The 18,291-nt window shown below is 69.8% G+C and carries 16 protein-coding genes and 1 riboswitch; of the genes, 4 read left to right on the top strand and 12 right to left on the bottom strand.

Annotated features, from left to right (window positions below; genetic code table 11):
• Positions 1-46 precede the first annotated feature (46 nt).
• Together ACIP4Y_RS04660 and ACIP4Y_RS04655 are read left to right on the top strand one after the other, a co-directional pair.
• Positions 47-790 (top strand): rhomboid family intramembrane serine protease, encoded by a 744-nt coding sequence (locus ACIP4Y_RS04660; RefSeq protein WP_401387656.1) that lies wholly within the window; start codon positions 47-49, stop codon positions 788-790.
• Positions 787-1,068: an Lrp/AsnC family transcriptional regulator gene (locus ACIP4Y_RS04655; protein ID WP_208031807.1), complete on the top strand. Its 282-nt coding sequence runs from the start codon at positions 787-789 to the stop codon at positions 1,066-1,068. The genes ACIP4Y_RS04660 and ACIP4Y_RS04655 overlap by 4 nt, the downstream gene beginning before the upstream one ends.
• Before the next feature lie 6 nt (positions 1,069-1,074).
• Here ACIP4Y_RS04655 and ACIP4Y_RS04650 read toward each other — a convergent pair whose 3' ends face one another.
• From ACIP4Y_RS04650 to ACIP4Y_RS04620, 7 genes are all read right to left on the bottom strand, one after another.
• Positions 1,075-3,234 carry a serine/threonine-protein kinase gene (locus ACIP4Y_RS04650; RefSeq protein ID WP_401387653.1) on the bottom strand — a complete coding sequence of 720 codons (2,160 nt, stop codon included), beginning with the start codon at positions 3,232-3,234 and terminating at the stop codon, positions 1,075-1,077.
• Between the two features lie 52 nt (positions 3,235-3,286).
• Positions 3,287-4,663 (bottom strand): aminotransferase class V-fold PLP-dependent enzyme, encoded by a 1,377-nt coding sequence (locus ACIP4Y_RS04645; RefSeq protein ID WP_401387650.1) that lies wholly within the window; start codon positions 4,661-4,663, stop codon positions 3,287-3,289.
• A 128-nt stretch (positions 4,664-4,791) separates the two neighbouring features.
• Positions 4,792-4,908: riboswitch (SAM riboswitch) on the bottom strand.
• A gap of 88 nt (positions 4,909-4,996) precedes the next feature.
• A complete protein-coding gene (trpD, locus tag ACIP4Y_RS04640; protein WP_358637606.1) occupies positions 4,997-6,061 on the bottom strand; it encodes an anthranilate phosphoribosyltransferase in 1,065 nt (354 codons plus the stop codon).
• Between the two features lie 123 nt (positions 6,062-6,184).
• Complete coding sequence (locus ACIP4Y_RS04635) at positions 6,185-7,822, bottom strand: cytochrome bc complex cytochrome b subunit (protein ID WP_358637608.1); 1,638 nt, start codon at positions 7,820-7,822, stop codon at positions 6,185-6,187.
• Positions 7,819-8,877, bottom strand: a complete 1,059-nt coding sequence (locus ACIP4Y_RS04630; protein WP_358637610.1) for a Rieske 2Fe-2S domain-containing protein — start codon at positions 8,875-8,877, stop codon at positions 7,819-7,821. The genes ACIP4Y_RS04635 and ACIP4Y_RS04630 overlap by 4 nt, the downstream gene beginning before the upstream one ends.
• Entirely contained in the window at positions 8,874-9,686 is an 813-nt protein-coding gene (locus ACIP4Y_RS04625; RefSeq protein WP_358637612.1) for a c-type cytochrome, read from the bottom strand. Before ACIP4Y_RS04625 ends, ACIP4Y_RS04630 begins: the two co-directional genes overlap by 4 nt.
• Positions 9,687-9,748: 62 nt before the next feature.
• Positions 9,749-10,369: a heme-copper oxidase subunit III gene (locus tag ACIP4Y_RS04620; protein WP_030348419.1), complete on the bottom strand. Its 621-nt coding sequence runs from the start codon at positions 10,367-10,369 to the stop codon at positions 9,749-9,751.
• Between the two features lie 166 nt (positions 10,370-10,535).
• Here ACIP4Y_RS04620 and ACIP4Y_RS04615 point away from each other — a divergent pair, with 166 nt between their 5' ends.
• Entirely contained in the window at positions 10,536-10,937 is a 402-nt protein-coding gene (locus ACIP4Y_RS04615; RefSeq protein WP_401387643.1) for a hypothetical protein, read from the top strand.
• A gap of 80 nt (positions 10,938-11,017) precedes the next feature.
• Here the strand turns inward: ACIP4Y_RS04615 and ACIP4Y_RS04610 are convergent, their stop codons facing one another.
• The 4 genes from ACIP4Y_RS04610 to coxB form a co-directional block, all read right to left on the bottom strand.
• The gene (locus ACIP4Y_RS04610; protein WP_401387640.1) at positions 11,018-12,280 is read right to left on the bottom strand and encodes an Ig-like domain-containing protein; all 1,263 of its coding nucleotides are present in this window, start codon (positions 12,278-12,280) and stop codon (positions 11,018-11,020) included.
• Positions 12,281-12,439: 159 nt separating this feature from the next.
• On the bottom strand, positions 12,440-12,838 hold the full coding sequence (locus ACIP4Y_RS04605) for a cytochrome c oxidase subunit 4 (RefSeq protein ID WP_401387637.1): 399 nt from the start codon (positions 12,836-12,838) through the stop codon (positions 12,440-12,442).
• On the bottom strand, positions 12,835-14,568 hold the full coding sequence (ctaD, locus tag ACIP4Y_RS04600) for a cytochrome c oxidase subunit I (RefSeq protein ID WP_401387634.1): 1,734 nt from the start codon (positions 14,566-14,568) through the stop codon (positions 12,835-12,837). Before ctaD ends, ACIP4Y_RS04605 begins: the two co-directional genes overlap by 4 nt.
• Complete coding sequence (gene coxB / locus ACIP4Y_RS04595; RefSeq protein ID WP_358648248.1) at positions 14,565-15,527, bottom strand: cytochrome c oxidase subunit II; 963 nt, start codon at positions 15,525-15,527, stop codon at positions 14,565-14,567. Before coxB ends, ctaD begins: the two co-directional genes overlap by 4 nt.
• Before the next feature lie 280 nt (positions 15,528-15,807).
• On the opposite strand from coxB, the gene ACIP4Y_RS04590 reads away from it, so the two are divergent.
• Complete coding sequence (locus tag ACIP4Y_RS04590; RefSeq protein WP_401387631.1) at positions 15,808-17,184, top strand: cysteine desulfurase/sulfurtransferase TusA family protein; 1,377 nt, start codon at positions 15,808-15,810, stop codon at positions 17,182-17,184.
• A 37-nt stretch (positions 17,185-17,221) separates the two neighbouring features.
• Here ACIP4Y_RS04590 and ACIP4Y_RS04585 read toward each other — a convergent pair whose 3' ends face one another.
• Complete coding sequence (locus ACIP4Y_RS04585) at positions 17,222-18,196, bottom strand: carbohydrate kinase family protein (RefSeq protein WP_401387628.1); 975 nt, start codon at positions 18,194-18,196, stop codon at positions 17,222-17,224.
• Positions 18,197-18,291: the final 95 nt, after the last annotated feature.

Raw genomic sequence — 18,291 nt, 5'->3', positions numbered from 1 at the left:
GAGGCGGTCTGTCAGCTTGCGTCCCGTTACGTCATGCTCTGTAGTCATGATCAGCACCTGGACCAGGGCGGCCGGCCGGACATGCAGAGCGGTCCGGGGCGCGCCGGCCCCGGCGACGTACGGCCTGATCGCCCTGTGCACCCTGATCTTCGCGCTCGGTCCGGCCTCCGGGCTGGTCCCCGGGTACGGCTCCGGGGAGGCGCTGCTCTCCGCGCAGCGGACGTACTTCCGGCACTGGGGGGTGGTCCCGGCCGAGCTGTTCGACGGACCCGCGGGGGCGGCGCTCACCCCGGCCACCGCGCTGTTCGTGCACGGCAGCTGGGTGCATCTGCTCGGCAACATGCTCTTCCTCTTCGTCTTCGGGGCGATGACCGAGGAACGGATGGGCCGGGTGGAGTTCACCCTCTTCTACGTCGGCTGCGGCTACCTCGCCCTGCTGGGGTACGCGGCCGTCAACGCCGCCTCCGAGCAGTCGCTGGTCGGCGCCTCCGGGGCGGTCTCCGCAGTGCTCGGCGCGTTCCTCTACCTGTTCCCCCGCGCGCGTGTGACCAGTCTTCTTCCGTTCCTGTTCTTCCTGCCGCTGCGCTTCCCCGCGTGGGTGGTGCTGCCGTTCTGGGCGGCCCTGCAGTGGCTGGCGGCGGGGCAGGCCTCGGACGGGCCGGGGGTGGCGTACCTGGCGCACCTGCTGGGGTTCGGGCTCGGGTTCGGTTACGCGTGGGTCAGATATGGCCGTACGACTAGAGTGAAAGCCGCCCCAGCTCCGGTCACCGAGGGAGAGAAACAGCCGTGATCACCGCGATCGTCCTGATCAAGACCAGTGTGGACCGGATCCCCGAGATCGCGGAGCAGATCGCCGCGCTCGACAGCGTCAGCGAGGTCTTCTCGGTCACCGGCACCTACGACCTGATCGCCATGGTCCGGGTCGGGCAGCACGAGGACCTCGCCGAGGTCATCCCGGGCCGGATCAGCAAGATCCCCGGCGTGGAGGCCACGGACACGCACGTCGCTTTCCGCACATACTCCCAGCACGACCTGGAGGCCGCCTTTGCGATCGGCCTCGACAACTAGGGACGGCTAGGCGGTCAGGTCGACCGCGGCGATACCGGTGCCCGAGGGGACGTAGAGGCGGCTGCCGCGGACGAGCGGGGTGTGCTGGTCGTCGCCCGCGGCCCGGCCGAGGGCCGCGTCCCAGCGCCGCTTGCCGTTCAGGTCCAGCGCCCACACCCGGTCGCCCGCGCGGGCGTACACGGTGTCGCCGGCCACCACCGCCCGGGGTTCGGCCGTGCCCCCCTTGACGTCGTACGCCCAGGCACGGGAGCCGTCGGCCGCCCGTACGGCGTACACCGTGCCCTGCTCCGTGCCGACGGCCAGCGCCCGGGTACCGGCCGTCAGGGGCCCGGCGTCGGCGTCCCTGCGCCACAGGCGCCGGCCGTCCGAGACGCGGAAGCCCTGGCGTGCGGGGCCGGCGTCCGTGACCAGGGTGGTGCCGGCGAGGGCCAGGACCGTGACATCGGTGCCCCCGGCCACCTGCCACTTCCGCTTGCCGTCCCGCGCGTCCAGCGCCAGCAGCTCGTCGCCGTAGCTGCCCGTGTAGACCACCCCGGCCGCGACGAGGGGGGTGCCGGTGGGGCCGGCCGGGGTTTCGGCGGTCCAGTTCTCACTGCCGTCGGAGGCGTAGCTGCGCAGCCCGCCCGCGTCCGTGCCGCCGATGGAGACGAGCACGTCCGCGCCGAGCAGGACCGGGACGGCGTAGCCCTCGTCGCCCAGGGTGCGGGTCCACAGCGGGCTGCCGGACGGGCCGACCGCGGTCAGCCTGCGCACGCCGTCGCCGTGCAGGCCCACCACGCAGTACACGGCGTCCCGGGTGGCCACGGGGGTGGAGACGTCGTCGCCGAGCCGGACCTTCCAGCGCCGGGAGCCGTCCCGGGAGATCGCGTGCAGCACACCGCCGGAGGTGCCGGCGTAGACGACGGAACCGTCCGGGGAGAGCGCGCAGCAGGCGCCGTCCAGGCCGCCGATGCCGCCGAGGTCGTACTGCCAGCGCAGCACGGCGGGCAGCTCCTTGGCCGGCCGCTGCGCCGTGCCGGGAACCGTCGTCTCCTCGGGCGACCGGTAGCTGCCGTGCAGGCTTTCGGTACCGGTTCCCCGCTGCCACAACCAGCCACCGGCCCCGACGGCCACGGCTCCGCCCGCGAACACCTTCAGCAGGCGACGCCGACCGGGCGCGACCGGCCCCAGCCGGCGGATGGAGGCGGTGAGGCCGGTGGCGCCGGTGGGTCCGGCAGGGCTGCCGGGGGTGGCCGGGGCGGCGGGTTCCGGGGTCGGGGCCAGGTACTCCACGCCGCTGGGGCGGTCGGCGCGGTTCGCGCTCCCCGCGGCGGCCGGGCCGTACCAGCCCGGGCGGACGCTGCCGCGCAGGCTCTCGGGGGTGAACCCGGCACTCGCCACCACCTCCGCCGGCTCCGGGCGCTCCAGCGGGTCCTCGGCCAGGCAGGACACCACCAGCGGGCGGATGTCCTGCGGGACACCGGACAGGTCGAAGTCCCGGGTCAGGATGCGCAGCAGGACCACCGAGTCCTGGCCCTCGCCGAACGGTTCCCGGCCCGCCGCCGCGTAGGCGAGGACCGCGCCGAGGGAGAAGACGTCGCTCGGCGGGCCGACCTGGCCGCCGTTGCGGATCTGCTCCGGCGAGACGTAGCCGACCGAGCCGACGACAGCGCCGGTCCGGGTCAGCGCGGTGGCCTCCAGGGCCCGTACGATCCCGAAGTCGATGACCCGGGGCCCGTCCGGGCCGAGCAGGATGTTGGACGGCTTCAGGTCGCGGTGGACCAGGCCCTTGGCATGGATCGCGGCCAGCGCCTCGCCGAGCGCGGCGGCGAGGAGCCGGACCGCGGGCCCGGGCAGCGCGCCGTGGTCCAGGACGGCGTCCCGCAGGTTCGGCCCGGACACGAACTCCGTGGCCATCCACGGCCGTTCGGCCTCGGTGTCGGCGTCCACGACCCGTGCGGTGTACGTGCCCGCGCCGCCGACGGTCTGGGCGGCGCGGACCTCGTGGCGGAAGCGGGCGCGGAAGGTGCGGTCCTCGGCGTGCTCGGCCCGTACGACCTTCACGGCGAGTCTGAGGCCGGTGCGGGACTCGGCGAGGTACACCTCGCCCATGCCCCCGGCGCCGAGTCTGTGCGTGACTGTGTACGGGCCGATGTGGCGCGGGTCTGCTGCGCGCAGCGGCTGCACTCCGGGCTCCCCCTGTCCGACGAGTCGTCAGGGGGAGGTTATACGGCGCTCCTCAGACCGCCGGTACGCAGCGGCCGTCCTCCGTGCGGTACTGCCACTTCGCGCCGTCCGTCACGAGTTCCCTGACGGCGTTGACGAAGCGCTCGACGTGTTCGTCGGGGGTGCCGGCGCCGAAGCTGACGCGGATGGCGTTGAGGGACTTCTCGCCGGGGGCCGCCTCGGGGGCGCCGCACTCGCCCTGGGTCTGCGGGTCGCTGCCGAGCAGGGTGCGGACCAGGGGGTGGGCGCAGAAGAGGCCGTCGCGGACGCCGATGCCGTACTCGGCGGAGAGGGCGGCGGCGAAGTGGGAGCTGTTCCAGCCCTCGACGACGAAGGAGAGGACGCCGACCCGCGGGGCGTCGTCGCCGAAGAGGGAGAGGATCCGCACCTCGGGCACCTCGGCGAGGCCCTCGCGGACGGTGCGGACGAGGTGCTGTTCGCGGGCGACGAGGGTGTCCCAGCCGGCCTCGGTGAGGGCCTTGCAGGCGGAGGCGATGGCGTAGGCGCCGATGACGTTCGGGGAACCGGCCTCGTGGCGGGCCGCGGTCTCGTGCCACTCGACGGCCACGCCGCCGTCCTCGCGCCGGGTGACCTTGCGGCTGGCGCCGCCGCCCGCGAGGTACGGCTCGGCCGCCTGGAGCCAGTCGGCGCGGCCGGCCAGGACGCCGGAGCCGAAGGGCGCGTACAGCTTGTGGCCGGAGAAGGCGACCCAGTCGACGTCGAGGTCGGTGACGGACAGCGGGTGGTGCGGGGCGAGCTGGGCGGCGTCCAGGACGATGCGGGCGCCGTGGGCGTGCGCGGCGGCGGCCAGTTCGCGCACCGGCCACAGCTCGCCGGTGACGTTGGAGGCGCCGGTGACGCAGACCAGGGCCGGGCCGTGACCCCCTTCGCTGGACCCCGTGCGGTCGGCGAGGGCCCGCTCCAGGGTCTCGACCGCCTGCTGCGGGGTGCGCGGGGCGTTGAGGTAGGTGACCTGCGCGTCCTGCCAGGGCAGCAGGGAGGCGTGGTGCTCGGTCTCGAAGACGAAGACCTGGCAGCCGGCCGGGATCGCGCGGGCCAGGAGGTTGAGGGAGTCGGTGGTCGAGCGGGTGAAGACGACCTGGTCGGCCGGGCGGCAGTCGAGGAACTCGGCGACCGTCCTGCGGGCGTTCTCGAACAGGTCCGTGGAGAGCTGGGAGAGGTAGCCGGCACCGCGGTGGACGCTGCCGTAGTACGGGGCGTACGCGGCGACGTCGTCCCAGACGCGCTGGAGGGCGGGGGCGCTGGCCGCGTAGTCCAGTGCGGCGTAGGTGACCTCGCCGCCGGTGACCAGCGGGACGGTGACATCTCGTCCCAGAACGGGCAGAGGGGCGCAAACGGACTGGTCGGCGGCAGCGGTGGAGACAGACATGGCGGAACTCCCGTGAGAGGAAGGCGAAGAAGAGAAAAAGGGTGTGCGGAGGCGGGGCTCTGCGGCCCTAACGCATTCGCTTGCTCACGGAAGACTCCTCGACGACCAGGATCCCTGGATGCGTGAGGGATCCGCGCTTGCCGGGGACCTTGCTGTCCACGGCCTGGTCTTCACCCGGGGCACCCCGCCACGGACGGAGGGTTGCCGGACAGTCGGCCGGGGCCTCATGACTGTCACTCATGACCTGGTACAGGAACGTACGTGATGTGATCGTCGTCCCGCAACCCGTGTCCGGATCGCGGGACGACCTCCGGTGGGACCAGGGGGTGCCCCCTAGGCGTTGCTGGCGGCCACCCAGCGGTCCAGAGTGCGCTTGGCCGCGCCCGAGTCGATGGACTCGGCGGCCTTGGCCATACCGGCCCGCAGCTGCTCCGCCAGCGGTGCGTCGGTCGGCTCGAGCGCGACCAGCGCTGCCGCGGAATTCAGCAGCACCGCGTCCCGTACGGCCCCGGTCTCGCCGTCGAGCAGGCGGCGGGCGACCTCCGCGTTGTACGACGCGTCAGCGCCGCGCAGGGCCTCCACCGGGACGAGGCCGATACCGACGTCCCTCGGGTCGAAGGTCTCCTCGGTGACCTTGCCGTCCCGGACGACCCACACCCGCGAGGTGGCGGTGGTCGTCAGCTCGTCCAGGCCGTCGTCGCCGCGGAACACCAGGGAGGAGTTGCCGCGCTCGGCGAGGACGCCGGCCACGACCGGGGCCATCCGCGGGTCGGCCACGCCGACGGCCTGGGCCCGGACCTTCGCCGGGTTGGTCAGCGGACCCAGCACATTGAAGGTCGTACGGATGCCCAACTGGCCACGGGCGGCGGCGACATGACGCAGGGCCGGGTGGAACTTGACCGCGAAGCAGAAGGTGATCCCGGCCTCCTCGGCGACCTGCGGGACCCGCTCCAGCGGCAGGTTCAGATTGACGCCCAGCTTCTCCAGCACGTCCGACGCGCCCGACGCGGAGGACGCGGCCCGGTTGCCGTGCTTGACGACCTTGGCGCCGGTGCCGGCGACGACGATCGAGGACATCGTGGAGATGTTCACCGTCTTGGCGCCGTCGCCGCCGGTGCCGACGATGTCGACGGTCCGGCCCGGCACCTCGATGACGTTCGCGTGCTCGTACATCGCGCGGACGAGCCCGGTGATCTCCTCCACCGTCTCGCCCTTGGCCCGCAGGGCCACGGCGAATCCCGCGATCTGCGCGTCGGTGGCCTCCCCGCGCATGATCCGGTCCATCGCCCATGCCGTGGCGTCCGCGCTCTGGTCACGGCCTTCCAGCAGGGCGTTCAGCACCTCGGGCCAGGAACGGCCCGCCGCGGTGTCGCCTCCAGCGGGGGTCACAGCGCTCATAAGCCGCTCCTGGTGTCGTACACAGCATCGGTGGTCGGCCCCAGCCTATCGACCCCCGCACACGGCGAAGGGCCCCGTCCGCAAACCGGACGGGGCCCTTCGCCGTGGCGTGGCGACGCGGGATCAGTGGTGGCCGTGGCCGCTCGTGATCTCCTTGTACTCCTCGACGGTCGGCTTCGGGATCTGGTTGTCCTCGCCGTAGTAGGCGTTGGACAGCTTCACCCGGAGCTTCTCCGTGGCCGGCACCTTGCGCTCGACACCGTTCCCGTCGACCGTCGGACCGATCTCGGCCGGCTTGTACTGCTCGTGCGCGGTGAGCGTGTGCAGCTGCTCCTGGCTGAGCGGCTCGTGCACCTCGATGAACTCACCGTGCGGCAGCCGCTTGATGATGCCGGTCTCGCGACCGTGCAGCACCTTGTCGCGGTCGCGGCGCTGCAGACCCAGGCAGATCCGCTTGGTGACGATGAACGCGATGATCGGTCCGGCGAAGAAGAAGATCCGGACGAACCAGGTGACGGCGTTGATCGACAGGTGGAAGTGGGTGGCCCACAGGTCGTTGCCACCGCCGACCAGGGTGATCATGTAGATCGTCACCCAGGCGACACCGAAAGCGGTACGGGTCGGGGCGTTGCGCGGGCGGTCCAGGATGTGGTGCTCGCGCTTGTCGCCGGTGATCCAGGACTCGATGAACGGGTAGACCGCGATCGCCGCCAGGACCAGCGGGAAGAGCACCAGCGGGATGAACACGCCCAGGACGAGCGTGTGGCCCCAGAAGTTGATCTCCCAGCCCGGCATGAAGCGGATCAGACCCTCGGCGAAGCCCATGTACCAGTCGGGCTGGGCGCCGGTGGACACCTGGTCCGGACGGTAGGGGCCCATCGCCCAGATCGGGTTGATCTGCGCGACCGCGGCGATGGCCGCGATGACACCGAAGACCAGGAAGAAGAAGCCTCCGGCCTTGGCCATGTACACCGGCAGCAGCGGCATGCCGACGACGTTGTTGTTCGTCTTGCCGGGACCCGCGAACTGCGTGTGCTTGTGGTAGAAGACCAGGATCAGGTGCGCCACCATCAGGCCGAGCATGATGCCCGGCAGCAGCAGGATGTGGATCGAGTAGAACCGGGCGACGAAGTCGTGGCCGGGGAACTCTCCGCCGAACAGGAAGAACGACAGGTACGTACCGACGATCGGCACGGACAGGATCGCGCCCTCCATGAAGCGGACACCGGTGCCGGAGAGCAGGTCGTCCGGGAGCGAGTAACCGGTGAAGCCGGTGAACATGCCGAGGACGAACAGCAGGAAGCCGAACAGCCAGTTGATCTCACGCGGCTTGCGGAACGCGCCGGTGAAGAACACGCGCATCATGTGCACGAACATGCCGGCGAGGAAGATCAGGGCGGCCCAGTGGTGGATCTGCCGGATGAGCAGACCACCGCGCACGTCGAAGGAGATGTGCAGGGTCGAGCTGAACGCCTCGGACATCAGCTGTCCCTGGAGCGGGATGTAGCTGCCGTGGTACTCCACCTCGTTCATCGACGGGTGGAAGAACAGCGTCAGGTACACACCCGTCAGGATGATGATGATGAAGCTGTACATGCACACTTCGCCCAACATGAACGACCAGTGGTCGGGGAAGATCTTGCGCATGTTCGACTTGGCCAGGGAGTAGATCCCGAGCCGGCCGTCGGCCCAGTCGGCGACACGCTCGCCGGCCGGGGCCTTCCCGCGAGAGCGGGGCGTCTCGTTCGCTGCAGTACTCATCCGCGCTCCCAGAATGCAGGACCGACGGGCTCCTCGAAGTCGCCGAGCGCCTGGAGGTAACCCTCATTGTCCACGCCGATGCGCAGCTGCGGCAGGGCGTGGCCGGCGGGACCGAAGATCACACGGGCACCGTCGGAGAGGTCGAAGGTGGACTGGTGGCACGGGCACAGCACGTGGTGCGTCTGCTGCTCGTACAGGGAGATCGGGCAGCCGACGTGGGTGCAGATCTTGGAGAAGGCGACGATGCCCTCGTGCGACCAGTCGAGCTCGCGCTTGTCCTTGATGTTGCCCGGCTGCAGCCGGACGATCATCAGGGCCGCCTTGGCGATCTCCGTCTGGAACTCCTCCTCGTTCTCCTCCAGGCCGTCCGGCTTGGCGAAGGTGAGGGAGCCGACGGCGACGTCCTCGGGACGCAGCGGCTGGTTCGTGTTCATGTTGACCAGGCGCATGCCCTTGGCCCACATGGTGTGGCGCAGCTTGCTGTGCGGCAGCGGACCGAGGTCGCGCAGCAGCATGACGCCGGAGAGCGGCACCATGGCCAGCGCACCGAACATCGTGTTGCGGATCAGCTTGCGACGGCCGAGCGCCGACTCCTTGGCGCCCTGGCGGAAGTCCTCGTGGACCTTCGCCCGGACCTCCGGGGAGGCCTCGATCGGGTGCCGGTCGTCGGCGACCTCCACGTCGGACATCAGGGTGCGGGCCCAGTGGACCGCGCCCGCGCCGATGCAGAACAGCGCCACGCCCAGGGTCAGACCCAGCGCGAAGTTCAGCGCGTTGATGTGCCCGATCGGGAAGACGAAGATCGACTTGTCGTGCGGGATCGCCACGTACGAGGCGATGAAGCCGATGGTGGCCAGCATCGACACCGTGAACAGCAGGGCGACCATGCGCTCGGACCGCCTGGCGGCCCGCTCGTCGACGTCCTGGATCCGGTGCTCGTGCGGCGGCAGACCCGGGTCGGCGAACGGGTTCTCCTCGTCCGCGACCCCTACCGCGCCGTGGGCGTGGTCCTGCTCAGCGGGCAGGTTCTCTTCTGGAATGTCTTGGCTACTCATGACTTCTTGGCCTTTGCGGTCCGAGCGGCGACCCAGACGGCGACCGCGATCAGCGCGCCGAGGCCGAAGATCCAGGCGAACAGACCCTCACTGACCGGCCCGAGGCCGCCCAGCTCCAGACCGCCGGGGTTCTCCGTCTTGCTGCCGTTGACCGCGTTCAGGTACGCGATGATGTCCTTCTTGTTCTTCTCCGACATGGTGGTGTCGGGGAAGGACGGCATGTTCTGCGGGCCCGTCTGCATGGCCTCGTAGATGTGCTTCGGAGCGACACCCTCCAGGCTCGGCGCGTACTTGCCCTTCGTCAAGGCACCGCCCTTGCCGGTGAAGTTGTGGCACTGCGCGCAGTTGGTGCGGAACAGATCGCCACCCTTGGCGATGTCCGCGCCCGCGGGGCCGTACTGCTGCTTGGTGGGCACGCTCGGGCCGGCACCCAGCGAGGCGACGTACGCGGCGAGCTGGTCGATCTGGGCCTGCGTGTAGATGTTCTTCTTGCGCGGGACCTGGGCGCCCTGCGAGGTCGCGGCGGGCATACGGCCGGTGCCGACCTGGAAGTCGACCGCGGCTGCACCCACGCCGACGAGGCTCGGGCCGTCGGAGGAGCCCTGGCCACCGGTGCCGTGGCAGCTGGCGCAGCCGACCTGGTAGAGCTTCTTGCCCTCCTTGATGGTCAGGGACTGGGAGGTTTCATCGGCCTGCGCCTTGCCCGCGGGCGCGAACGCGGCGTACAGCCCCCCAGTGGCCGCCAGCGCGAGGAGTAGGACGACGACCGCCGCCAGCGGATGGCGTCGTCGTGCGGAGAGCTTTTTCACGGATTACCCCGGTGTCAGGATCTTCTGCGTCGGTGCTTCTGGATGTGCGGGAGCGGTCCCGGCTACTTGATCAGGTAGATCGTGGCGAAGAGGCCGATCCAGACGACATCGACGAAGTGCCAGTAGTAGGACACGACGATGGCGGCGGTCGCCTGCTCGTGAGTGAACCTCTTGGCCATGTAGGTGCGGCCGAGGACCAGCAGGAAGGCGATGAGACCGCCCGTCACGTGCAGGCCGTGGAAGCCGGTGGTCAGGTAGAACACCGAGCCGTACGGGTCGGAGGACAGCGAGATCCCGTCCTTCTTCACCAGCTCCGTGTACTCGTAGATCTGACCGCCGATGAAGATCGCACCCATGATGAAGGTGAGGATGAACCAGCCACGGAGCTTCTTCACATCGCCGCGCTCGGCCGCGAACACGCCGAGCTGGCAGGTGAGGGAGGAGAGCACCAGGATCGTGGTGTTCGTGGCGGAGAAGGGCACGTTGAGTGCCTCCGCCTGTTCCTTCCAGTGGACCGGTCCGGTCACCGACCGGAGGGTGAAGTACATCGCGAAGAGGGCCGCGAAGAACATCAGCTCGGAACTCAGCCAGATGATGGTTCCGACGCTGGTGAGGTTCGGCCGGTTGACCGACGGGTGCGCGTGCCCGGTTTCTACTGTCGTTGCTGTCGCCACGACCGACATTATGTCGGTCGCTTATCTCGCGCTCACTCCGGGGGGTGCCGTTCGGAGTGTTGCCACCCGCCGGACCGCTGTTGACGTGGTGTTCACGGGGACGACGACGGGAGTAACATCCGCCGGAACGGCCCCGCCCGTCCTGTCCGTACGACGCTGACGTCTCGGAGGAACAATGCAGCCGACCGCCACGGTGCTGGTCTACAGCGACGACTCCACCACCCGCGAGCAAGTACGGCTGGCCTCCGGGCGTCGGCCGGCTCCCGATGTGCCCCTCGTCGAGTTCGTGGAGTGTGCGACTCCCGACGCGGTCCTCAGGGAGCTGGGCAAGGGCGGCATCGACGTCTGTGTGCTCGACGGCGAGGCCGTGCCGATGGGCGGCATGGGGATGTGCCGGCAGATCAAGGACGAGGTGTTCAACTGTCCGCCGGTGCTGCTGCTGATGGGGCGGCCGCAGGACGCGTGGCTGGCCACGTGGAGCCGGGCCGACGCGGCGGTGACCCTGCCGGTGGATCCGGTGGAGTTCGCCTCCGCCCTGGCCTCCCTGCTCCGTCAGCAGCGGCTGGTGGGCGCCTAGCGGGGAGGGGCGCGGGGATCGTGCGCGAGTGCGGGCCCGTGGTCTCTTCCCGCGCCGTTCCCCACGCCCCTTCGATGCGCTCACAGGGCCGCTGGCTGGATCCTCAGAGCGTCTGACGGCGCAGGGCCGTCCGGTCTGCCGTCGAAGAGGGCGCTGCCCTGGCGCCACTTCTGCCAGTCGACGTTCCAGTCGCCGAAGCCGTTGCCGAAGGGCTCCATGTCGTCGCCGTTGGAGTTGACGACCCTGACGATGTCGCCCTCGCGGACGGTGTCGAAGAACCACTCGGCGTTGGACGTGCTCATCCCTGTGCAGCCGTGGCTGACGTTGGCGTACCCCTGGGAGCCCACGGACCAGGGGGCGGCATGGACGTACTCGCCTGACCAGGTGACCCGGGTGGCGTAGTAGACCGGCAGGTCATAGGAGTCGGCGCTGCCCTCGGCGATGCCGACCGTGGTGCCGCGCATGCGTACGAAGTACTGCTTGGCCAGGACGACCTTGACGCCGTTGCGGGTCTCGAAGCCGGGTTTGCCCGTCGTGACCGGGATCTGGTTGATCTCCTGGCCGTTCTTGTAGACGGTCATCTGGTGCGAGGCGGCGTCCGTGACGGCCTCGACCCGGTCCCCTGTGGTGATCTTCACCGGCTTCGCCTTGCCGCCCCACAGCCGGTCGCCGATCCTGACGCCGTCCAGGTTGCTGTGCACCTGGATGGTGGCGTGGACGGGCCAGTACTCCTTGGGGCGGTAGTGCAGTTCCTTGTTGTCCACCCAGTGCCAGGCGCCCTGGACGGCCGGCGTGGAGTCCACCCGCAGGGCGCGTTCCACGACGGCGCGCTGCGCCTTGTCCTTGATCTCGTGGTCGAGCTGGGCCGTGATCGGCTGCCCGACGCCGTAGGTGCCCTTCTGCGGCCCGAACGTGACGTTCAGGCGCTGCCTGCTGGCGGGCTGGCTGGTGTCGAACGTGAGGACCTTGCGGCCGGGGGCGCCGTCGTCGTCCTCGGTGCTCACCGTGACCGTGTAGTGGGCGTTGGCGGCCAGCGGGGAGGTGCTGTGCCAGCGGCTGCCGTCGGCGGCCAGTTCGCCCGCCACGTAGCGCCCCGTGGAGTCCTGGGCGGTGACGTCCGTGATGCGCCCGTCGCCGCTGTTGGCGGTGACCTCCAGGGGCTTGTCCGGGTCGGCCCGCTTCCCCGCTTCGGTGGGGCCGTTGAAGGAGATCAGGCCCGCTGCGTCGTACGGCCTGGCCGACAGGGGGTTGCCGTCCGAACCGCAAGCGGTGACGCCCGCGCCGAGGGCGGTCACCAGCAGGGTGCAGCTGACGACGGTGCGGGTCCGCGGAGTGTGGTTCATACGATCACGCTATGAGCTGGAGACCGTACCGGCGCGGCAGGTAACTCGTACGAGGGAACGACACTGCGGCAAAGGAAGGACACGCCGGGGCCGCCGGAAAAGCCGGGAGCCCGGACCCTCCTGAGGGAAGGTCCGGGCTCCCGGTGCGTTCCGCGAGTCCTACTGGGTGCGGTTCTCACCGTGGTAGTACTCGAACACCCAGCCGAACAGGCCAAGCGCGATGAACGGCGCGGAGAAGTAGATCAGCCACCAGCCGACCGCGATGCTGAGGAAGGCGATCGCGCCGCCGAAGCCCAGCATGAGCGGCTGCCAGCTGTGCGGGCTGAAGAAGCCCAGCTCGCCCGCGTCGTCCGCGACGTCCGCCTCCTTGTCGTCCTGGGCGCCCGCGTCGACCCGCCGGGCGGTGAAGCCCAGGTAGAAGCCGATCATGACGCTCAGGCCGAAGGCCAGGAAGAGCGCGGTGGTTCCGGCCGGCTCCTTCGACCACACGCCATACACGATGGCCATGATCAGGATGAAGACGCTCAGCCAGATGAACATCCGACCCTGGATCTTCACTTGCCGGCCTCCTTGCTGCCCGCGACGGCGGTGCCATGACCGGCGTGCTCGAGCTGCTCGAGCGCGGCGATCTCAGGGTGGTGCAGGTCGAACGCCGGGGATTCGCTGCGGATCCGCGGCAGGGTGAGGAAGTTGTGCCGCGGCGGCGGGCAGGAGGTCGCCCACTCCAGCGAACGGCCGTAACCCCACGGGTCGTCCACGCCGACCGGCTTGCCGTACTTGGCCGTCTTCCACACGTTGTAGAGGAACGGCAGGATCGACAGGCCGAGCAGGAACGAACTGATCGTCGAGATCGTGTTCAGGGCCGTGAAGCCGTCGGCCGCCAGGTAGTCGGCGTACCGGCGCGGCATGCCCTCGGCACCCAGCCAGTGCTGGACCAGGAACGTGCCGTGGAAGCCGACGAACAGCGTCCAGAAGGTGATCTTGCCGAGGCGCTCGTCCAGCATCTTGCCGGTCATCTTCGGCCACCAGAAGTGGAAGCCGGAGAACATCGCGAAGACGACCGTACCGAACACCACGTAGTGGAAGTGCGCCACCACGAAGTAGGAGTCGGAGACGTGGAAGTCCATCGGCGGCGAGGCCAGGATGACACCGGTCAGACCACCGAAGGTGAAGGTGATCAGGAAGCCGACGGCCCAGAGCATCGGCGTCTCGAAGGACAGCGAGCCCTTCCACATGGTGCCGATCCAGTTGAAGAACTTCACACCGGTCGGGACGGCGATCAGGAACGTCATGAAGGAGAAGAACGGCAGCAGTACACCGCCGGTGACGTACATGTGGTGGGCCCACACCGTCACGGACAGACCGGCGATCGCGATGGTCGCGGCGATCAGGCCCATGTAGCCGAACATCGGCTTGCGGGAGAACACCGGGATGACCTCGGAAATGATGCCGAAGAACGGCAGCGCGATGATGTACACCTCTGGGTGGCCGAAGAACCAGAAGAGGTGCTGCCAGAGCAAGGCTCCGCCGTTGGCCGCGTCGAAGACGTGGGCGCCGAACTTGCGGTCCGCCTCCAGGGCGAACAGCGCGGCCGCCAGGACCGGGAAGGCCAGCAGGACCAGCACGGCGGTCAGCAGCACGTTCCACACGAAGATCGGCATGCGGAACATGGTCATGCCCGGGGCACGCATGCAGATGATCGTGGTGATGAAGTTGACCGCGCCGAGGATGGTGCCGAAGCCGGAGAAGGCCAGACCCATGATCCACATGTCGGCGCCGAGGCCCGGCGAGCGGACCGCGTCCGACAGCGGGGAGTAGGCGAACCAGCCGAAGTCGGCCGCACCCTCCGGGGTGAGGAAGCCGCCCACCGCGATGGTCGAGCCGAACAGGTAGAGCCAGTAGGCGAACATGTTCAGCCGCGGGAACGCCACGTCGGGCGCGCCGATCTGCAGCGGCATGATCCAGTTCGTGAAGCCGGCGAACAGCGGCGTCGCGAACATCAGCAGCATGATCGTGCCGTGCATCGTGAACGCCTGGTTGAACTGCTCGTTCGACATGAACTGCAGGCCCGGGCGGGCCAGCTCGGCGCGCATCAGCAGCGCCATGACGCCGCCGATCAGGAAGAACGCGAACGAGGTGACCAGATACAGCGTGCCGATCGTCTTGTGGTCGGTGGTCGTCAGCCACTTCACCACGACGTTGCCGGGCTGCTTGCGCCGGACCGGCAGCTCGTTCTCGTACGAGTCCTCAGCTGCCGCGGCACCCTGGGGTTCGTTGAGGATGCTCACAGTACGTTCGACTCCCGGTTCTTCTCGTGGCTCGTCTGCGCGATGCCGGCGGGAATGTAACCGGTCTGCCCCTTCTTGGCGAGGTCCTGAAGATGCTTCTGGTAAGCCGCCGGGGAGACGACCTTCACGTTGAACAGCATCCGGGAGTGGTCGACGCCGCAGAGCTCCGCGCACTTGCCCAGGAAGGTCCCCTCCTTGTTGGGGGTCACCTGGAACGCGTTGGTGTGGCCCGGGATGACGTCCTGCTTCATCAGGAACGGCACCACCCAGAAGGAGTGGATGACGTCACGCGAGGTGAGGACGAAGCGGACCGTCTTGCCCTTGGGGAGCCAGAGCGTCGGACCGGGGTTGTTCGTCTGCGGGTTCCGCGTGCCAGGGGTACCGACGTCGTAGACACCGCCGGCGTTCGCCGGGAAGTCCTTCTTGAACCGGGCCGGAATGGCGTCCAGGTTCTTGTCGGTCTTGGCATCGCCGGTGGAACCGGGGACGTTCTCGATGTAGTTGAAGCCCCAGCTCCACTGGAAGCCGACCACGTTGACCGTGACGTCCGGCTTCTTGTCGGTGAGGCTGAGCAGCTTCGACTCGTCCCGGGCCGTGAAGTAGAAGAGCACCGAGATGATGATGATCGGGACCACCGTGTACAGGGCCTCGATCGGCATGTTGTACCGAGTCTGCGGAGGAACCTCGACCTTGGTGCGGCTGCGCCGGTGGAAGAGGGCACTCCACAGGATCAGGCCCCACACCAGCACGCCGACGGCGAGCGCGGCAGCCCAGGAGCCCTGCCACAGGGAGAGGATCCGCGGAGCCTCTTCCGTGGTCGGGGTGGGCATGCCAAGGCGGGGGAAGTCCTTGTATGTGCAACCGGTTGCGGTCGCCAGGACCAGGCCCGCGGTCAGTGCCTGCAGCAGCTTCCGCCGCATCGGGCGCCGCGGCGAGCGGTCGGAGCCGTTGGGACTCACGTAGCGCCTTCCCGAGAGTCTCGCCCGCGCGGTTGGCTGCGGCCTTCTCGCTGGTCGGTCGCCGCCCTGCGTCGGGCAGGGGTTTGGATGTTTATGCGGACCAAACCCTAGCCCACCCTCTCCGAGGGTTCGCGGGGAGGGGTGCCTACTAGGTGGGGTGGTTCGCTTGATTGGCGGCTGCGGGTCCGTTGTGGCTGGTCGCGCCCCGCGGCGGAGTCGCTGATGTCACCGCCCCGCGCCCCCGGTTCGGCTGCCTCCGCCGGGGTCTTAACGTTGCCGTATGGCCTACTTTGACGCTGCCTCCGCCGCTCCTCTGCATCCCGTTGCCCGCCAGGCGCTGTTGGCCTCCCTGGATGACGGATGGGCCGATCCGGCCCGCCTCTACCGGGAGGGCAGGAAGGCCCGGATGCTGCTGGACGCTGCTCGGGAGGCGGCCGCGGAGGCGGTCGGGTGCCGGGCGGACGAGGTGGTGTTCACGTCGTCCGGGACGGGGGCCGTACACGCGGGCGTCGCGGGGGCCTTGGCCGGGCGGCGGCGGGTCGGACGCCACCTGATCGTGTCTGCGGTCGAACACTCCTCCGTACTCCATTCGGCGGAGGTGTTCGAGGCCGAGGGCGGCTCCGTCACCCGGGTGGCGGTCGGCCGGACCGGGGCCGTCGAGCCGTCCGGGTACGCGGCCGCGCTGCGCCCCGACACCGCGCTGGCCTGCCTTCAGTCGGCCAACCACGAGGTGGGGACCGTGCAGCCGGTGGCCGAGGTGGCCGAGGCGTGCCGGGCGGCCGGGGTGCCGTTGCTGGTGGACGCGGCGCAGTCGCTCGGCTGGGGGCCGGTCGAGGGCGACTGGTCGCTGCTGACGGCCAGCGCCCACAAGTGGGGCGGCCCGTCGGGGGTCGGGCTGCTCGTCGTCCGCAAGGGGGTGCGGTTCGCGGCGCAAGGGCCGGTGGACGAGCGCGAGTCGGGCCGGGCCCCCGGGTTCGAGAACATCCCGGCGATCATCGCGGCCGTGGCCTCGCTGCGCGCGGTACGGGCCGAGGCGGCCCAGGAGGCGGTACGGCTGCGGGAGCTGACGGAACGGATCCGGGCGCGGCTGCCGGAGCTGGTGGCGGACGTGGAGGTGGTCGGCGACGCCGAGCGCCGGCTGCCCGGGATCGTCACCTTCTCCTGCCTGTACGTCGACGGCGAGGCCCTGCTGCACGAGCTGGACCGGGCCGGCTTCTCGGTCTCCTCCGGCTCCTCCTGCACGAGCAGCACGCTGACGCCCAGCCATGTGCTGAAGGCGATGGGAGTGCTGAGCGAGGGCAACGTGCGGGTGTCCCTGCCGCCCGGCACCGCGGAGGCCGACGTGGAACGGTTCCTGGAGGTGCTGCCCGGGGCGGTGGCCGGGGTGCGCGAGAAGCTGGGCGCGCCCGCGCCGGTCACCCAGGCGGGCCCGAAGGAGCTGCTCGTCGACTCCCTCGGCAAGCGCTGCCCGATCCCCGTGATCGAGCTGGCCAAGGTCTTCGCCCAGGTCCCCGTGGGCGGCACCGTCCGCGTCCTCTCCGACGACGAGGCGGCCCGCCTGGACATCCCGGCGTGGTGCGAGATGCGGGGCCAGGAGTACGTCGGGGAGGAGCCGGCGGAGAGGGGAACGGCGTACGTGGTACGCCGGGTGAGCTGAGGGGGTCCGGGGCGCCCCCGGCCCCCCGCCCCCCGCCTCAGTTCAGGTGAGCCCGGACCTCCTGCCCGGCCTCGTCCCCGTACGCCTTCACGAACCGCTCCATGAAGTGGCCCCGGCGCAGCCGGTACTCCTGCGTCCCCACGGTCTCGATGACGAGAGTCGCCAGCATGCAGCCCACCTGAGCCGCACGCTGAAGGGAGACACCCCAGGCCAGCCCCGACAGGAACCCGGCGCGGAAGGCGTCGCCGACGCCCGTGGGGTCGGCCTTGCGCTCCTCCTCCGGGCAGCCGACCTCGATCGGGTCCTCGCCGGTCCGCTCGATGCGGACGCCGCGCGAGCCGAGCGTGGTGACCCGGTGGCCGACCTTGGCGAGGATCTCCGCGTCGCTCCAGCCGGTCTTGGACTCGATGAGGCCCTTCTCGTACTCGTTGGAGAACAGGTACGTCGCCCCGTCGAGCAGTATCCGGATCTCCTCGCCCTCCATGCGGGCGATCTGCTGGGAGAAGTCCGCGGCGAAGGGGATCGAGCGGGAGCGGCACTCCTCCGTGTGGCGGAGCATCGCCTCGGGGTCGTCGGCGCCGATGAGGACCAGGTCGAGGCCGCCCACGCGGTCCGCCACGGTCTTCAGCTCGATCAGCCGGGCCTCGCTCATCGCGCCGGTGTAGAAGGAGCCGATCTGGTTGTGGTCGGAGTCCGTGGTGCACACGAAGCGGGCGGTGTGCAGGGTCTCGGAGATGCGGACGGATTCGGTGTCGACGCCGTGCCGGTCGAGCCAGGCCCGGTACTCGTCGAAATCGAAGCCGGCGGCTCCGACCAGGATCGGGCTGGTGCCGAGCTGGCCCATGCCGAAGGCGATGTTGGCGCCGACGCCGCCGCGGCGCACGTCGAGGTTGTCGACCAGGAAGGAGAGCGAAACCGTGTGCAGCTGGTCCGCGACGAACTGGTCGGCGAAGCGGCCGGGGAAGGTCATGAGGTGGTCGGTGGCGATGGAGCCGGTGACTGCGATGCGCACGACGGGGTTCTCCTGCGGGAGGCTGGATTGACAGTTCACGCTACCCGGTCGGAAGCCGCCACTGAAGCTGGCAAAACTACCCGATAGTAGCTCTT

The organism is Streptomyces sp. NPDC088810 (assembly GCF_044750305.1).
GTDB lineage: Bacteria > Actinomycetota > Actinomycetes > Streptomycetales > Streptomycetaceae > Streptomyces.
Note: the sequence above shows the minus strand (reverse complement) of the source record. Positions and strands in the feature narration are given on the sequence as shown.